General features: G+C 60.9%; 5 protein-coding genes. All 5 read right to left on the bottom strand.

Going from position 1 to position 4137, the window contains the following annotated elements; genetic code table 11:
- Nucleotides 1–205: 205 nt before the first annotated feature.
- The gene (locus tag D9C15_RS32665; RefSeq protein ID WP_128003631.1) at nucleotides 206–574 is read right to left on the bottom strand and encodes a VOC family protein; all 369 of its coding nucleotides are present in this window, start codon (nucleotides 572–574) and stop codon (nucleotides 206–208) included.
- A gap of 181 nt (nucleotides 575–755) precedes the next feature.
- Nucleotides 756–1250: a hypothetical protein gene (locus D9C15_RS32670; protein ID WP_128003632.1), complete on the bottom strand. Its 495-nt coding sequence runs from the start codon at nucleotides 1248–1250 to the stop codon at nucleotides 756–758.
- 165 nt (nucleotides 1251–1415) lie between these two features.
- Nucleotides 1416–2270 (bottom strand): AbiJ-NTD4 domain-containing protein, encoded by an 855-nt coding sequence (locus D9C15_RS32675; protein WP_164886965.1) that lies wholly within the window; start codon nucleotides 2268–2270, stop codon nucleotides 1416–1418.
- A gap of 156 nt (nucleotides 2271–2426) precedes the next feature.
- Nucleotides 2427–2888, bottom strand: coding sequence for a hypothetical protein (locus D9C15_RS32680; RefSeq protein ID WP_128003634.1), 462 nt, complete (start codon nucleotides 2886–2888; stop codon nucleotides 2427–2429).
- 742 nt (nucleotides 2889–3630) lie between these two features.
- On the bottom strand, nucleotides 3631–4053 hold the full coding sequence (locus D9C15_RS32685) for a hypothetical protein (RefSeq protein WP_128003635.1): 423 nt from the start codon (nucleotides 4051–4053) through the stop codon (nucleotides 3631–3633).
- Nucleotides 4054–4137 lie beyond the last annotated feature (84 nt).

Below are 4137 nucleotides of genomic sequence, written 5' to 3' on the forward strand. Positions count from 1 at the left end.
TCTGACGTAGACGCTTGGTGCGCAGATGGTCATTTGGGGTGGTCCGACGCCTAACGTTTCAGCTGAGGCGACCGCCGCGGCTTGGCGCTTGGGCCGCGAGGCGCATGATGCCAGCGAGCGCTTCGCGGCCCAAGCGCCAAGCCGTGGAGGGTCGCCTCGAGCGAAGGGTTAGGCCTCGCTCGCCGCAGGCTGAGTAGCTTGCAGTTCACCCCGTGTTCTGGCCAATGCGCCACAGAACACCCGCGGGGTCGGTAAGACAGAAGTCTTTCATGCGCCAGGGCTGCGCCTCGACCGCCGTGCAGTTCACCCCGTACTTCGAGACTACACCGGTAGCCTGGACGTGCTTCCACCATGCATCTACGTCTTCGACGAGGACATGCATCATGAAGTTCTCTGCCAAACCTTCGGCGCAGAAGTCCTGTAGAAGGAAGCTCACGTGCCCAAAGTGAAAGTAGGCTACGCCTCCTCCCTCCGAGGCCATAGTGAACCCGAGATCCTTGTAGAACTGCTTGGATACCTCGAAGTCTTTGGACGGAACAAACGCCTTGATTTCAGTGACACGGAGACTCGCCATTGCTGTTCCCTGCGAGGCCTAACGTTTGAGCTGAGGCGACCGCCGCGGGTTGGCGCTTGGGCCGCGAGCCCGATGATATGCACCACGGGTTCGCGGCCCAAGTGCCAAGCCGTGGAGGGTCGCCTCGAGCGAAGGGTTAGGCGTCACCCGCGCTGCTTGCATGGAACGTGGAGTGCCTGCTCTATGCAGGTACCCCAAGTAGCCGATGAATCTCGGCGCTAACCTTTGGGTTGACTCTGTGACCCATGACGGCTGCAATGTGCTTGCTACTCCCGGGACGTACGGACGCCAACAAACGAAAGGGCTGGGAGCCTGCCAGCAGTTCGGCCGCAGGTAGCACGTCCGCATCGGCTAGAGAGTTTGCTGCAGCCGTCAGGGTCTCGAACAGAACCATCAGAAGAAAGCCATAGGCACCCCACACTTTCACGAAGTCATCGTTTGCAAGTGTTCGAACTTCGGGGTGTTCTACATGCACCATGTAGAGCCGATCAGCCACGGCGAGTAGCCGCTCGTCCCGGAGAACCGACCGTAGCCTAACCATCACCAGTCCAGGATCGTCCACTGGCGTACTGCGGGGAACGACGAGCAGGCCACCCGGATAGACGTCCTTCAGCAGAGCTCTTGTTCGGCCCAACGTGCCATCAAGTCTCAGGGCCAGCGTGGTAGCAAAGTTCATTCTTGGCCCTAGCCTGGGAGGAGGCGCATCATCGCTTGTGTGACGCCTAACGTTTGAGGTGAGCGGACCGCGGAGGCAAGGCGCCTTGGCCGCGAGGCGGATGATAGGCCTCCACCGCCTCGCGGCCAAGGCGCCTTGCCGGAGAGGGTCCGCTCGAGCGAAGGGTTAGCCGTCAGTGCGCGCTGCGGCCAAGACACCGCCAGCTTTGCTGGCCACAAAGTTCACAAACGCGGAGCAGGCAACGAGCATGTACTTTGCCTCATCAAACCCCACGTTCGGCTCATCGAGGATCGCGTGTCGAATGCCGCTCTCGTCACTTGTGTACCCGTAGAGCTTCACAAACGCGGACCTTAGAGCCGCATGGATTGGCACTTTGGCATTCAGGTCAGCCAGCGCGCCTGCCAAGCCCTGGGAATCGCTAGCGCCCAGCTGCTTTGCCATGGACTCGACGGCACTTATGGACTCCTTGATCGAGTTGCGATAGTCCGGCTCGGGGCGGCGGCTGAAAAGGTCCAATGCCGCTCTGAGGTGTTGGTGAGCGCCAGCCAAGCTGCTTTCGGAGGTACTCTCCAGCGCCGCGGCGATCTCTGCTACCTCTACGTGGCTTGAGATCGGCGCCAAGTTCCCCGCTACGAAGCGAAAGCCGGACCTTTCCGTCTCCAAGATGATGTTGAAGACCCTTTCCAAGTCCTCAGGTCGTCGCACCCTACGGGATGGAAAGATCAGCTCGTACTTCTCGGCGATGAACTCGACGAAGTCGTATACCTCATACCACGGAAGTGAGTAGAAGTACTCTTTGACCCAGTCCCTGCAGGGAAGGTCGTAGTCAGGCAGTTCGTCGACAGGAGACCGACGAAAGTAGTTCGCGACTACGCGAGCTCCCTCATACCAACCGCCCTCGTGCTCGAAAAGGCTGACTACATAGTTCCAAAGTGAGTTGCGCAGTGTCTCGGACATTCCCTCTACTTGCAGAGCGTCGGAGACAGATACGAGGCCCAGTCTTTCTGAGAAGCGTGGCATGGCGGAAGCGTGGGTTCTCTGACGGCTAACGTTTGAGCTGAGGCGACCGCCACGGGTTGGCGCTTGGGCCGCGAGGCGGATGATGACACTGGATGCCTCGCGGCCCAAGTGCCAAGCCGTGGAGGGTCGCCTCGAGCGAAGGGTTAGGCCTCGCTTTCACGTACCGCTAACCCCGCCTGCGAGCGAGGACAGGCAAGCTACCCGCCATTGGAACTCTGGCTCGAATGACTGGCGATCGGCGACGGCACCGTAGCCACCTTGGCCATAGACCATGGCGTACGCGGCATAGTCGGCCGCCTGCAGTGCCTTGCCCGCGAGTGCATTGGCGACGGCGTAGGTGGCAGAGACCGCGGCGTGACCAGTACCATCGATGGACTTCGAGCCTTGGTGCTGATTGGCCAAGCGAGACGCCTGAGCTGCCATTGCTTCCAGATGGGACCGAGCAAGCGAGCCACTCAGGAACTGACGCAGGCCGAACAGGCATTCAGCCACGGCCGGCTCTTCGATGAAGTGTTTCACCCGTAGCGCACAGGCGTCGCCGAACTCCAGACGCATGCGTTCGTTGGCTGGAGCGTCCAGTGCAACACTCCTGGCAAGACGTTCGAGCGCTTCGTTCACTGCTGCCTCCGCTGGCGGTTGCGAGGCCTAACGTTTGAGCTGAGGGGAGAGCGCAGGCATGGCGCTTGGCCCGCCGGACGGATGATGTACTACACCGGTAGGCGGGCCAAGTGCCATGCCGGAGCGAGTCCCCTCGAGCGAAGGGTTAGGCCTCACGTTTCGGCGGTACTGGCGCGAACTGAACTCCACAGAACGAGCACTCTCTTGGGAACAGCGCAACCATTGACGAGTATGCAACTTCATTTGACGTGAGGCTGAGGGATCGCGCTTTCGGGGTACTTCGGCATACCGGGCAACGAAACCCTGCCATTCCCCAGATGACGAAGCCTACAACTGGAAAGAGCCCGATCGTGATGTACAGGCCGTAGGGCTCCAGCGAAGCAAACCTGTCTACGACTACCACCCCAAGGCAGTAAACGATAGCGATGAAGACGGACAACAGAAGTCGTTTGTGAGCGGCTGCGTAGCGAGCGTACTGCTCGGTGGTGAGTGCTCTGCCGCGCACAGCTCCCTGTTGCATTCGGTGCTTCAGATGCGTATGTCCAGACATGATGCATGAATCTATTGAGGCGGCGAGTGGCGGTGAGTGCCTGTGAGGCCTAACGTTTGAGCTGAGGGGCCGTAGCCGGGAAGGCGCTTGGCCCGCGAGGCCGATGATATGAACGACGGCCTCGCGGGCCAAGTGCCTTGCCGGCGGAGGTCCCGCTCGAGCGAAGGGTTAGGCCTCACCGCCGCGCCGAGGCTAGATGGCAACCGCGGCACCAAGAAGCACAAGGACTATGCCCGCATACAGAACCCACTTGTTCTCGATGCGCCATGCCCACCAACCAAGCCCAACGCCCGAAGAGACAAGGAGCGCAAGGGCAAGCGCCGATCGGTAGGAGGCCTCGTGCAGCAAGGACAAAAACCAGAACGGAAACGCAAGGATCACGGCAACGGCGAAGATGACTTCAGGGAACAAGAAGGCCCAGTCAAGGTCGTCTTGCGACGCGTGAGTTGCACTAACGGGTGCGGTTGCATCCGTCGATTCCCGCTCACGGACGGCGGCGACGATCTTGCGCCCGGGCGCAAACGCCGGGAAGCCGCAGGAAGTGCACCTACCGGTGCCGGCTGCGTTTGTTTCGCCGCAGGAGTGGCAGCGCCAGTCGTAGGAAGGAGTCTTCACACCAGGGGCTTCGCGCAAGAGTGGGCCATGTGAGGCCTAACGTTTGAGCTGAGGGGCCGTAGCCGGGAAGGCGCTTGGCCCGCG

It is taken from the genome of Piscinibacter defluvii (assembly GCF_004011805.1).
Taxonomy (GTDB): domain Bacteria; phylum Pseudomonadota; class Gammaproteobacteria; order Burkholderiales; family Burkholderiaceae_C; genus Piscinibacter; species Piscinibacter defluvii.

Excerpts from the sequence above, each read along its gene's own strand:
- D9C15_RS32665 (WP_128003631.1), bottom strand. The coding sequence starts at position 574 with ATGGCGAGTCTCCGTGTCACTGAAATCAAGGCGTTTGTTCCGTCCAAA.
- D9C15_RS32670 (WP_128003632.1), bottom strand. The coding sequence starts at position 1,250 with ATGAACTTTGCTACCACGCTGGCCCTGAGACTTGATGGCACGTTGGGC.
- D9C15_RS32675 (WP_164886965.1), bottom strand. The coding sequence starts at position 2,270 with ATGCCACGCTTCTCAGAAAGACTGGGCCTCGTATCTGTCTCCGACGCT.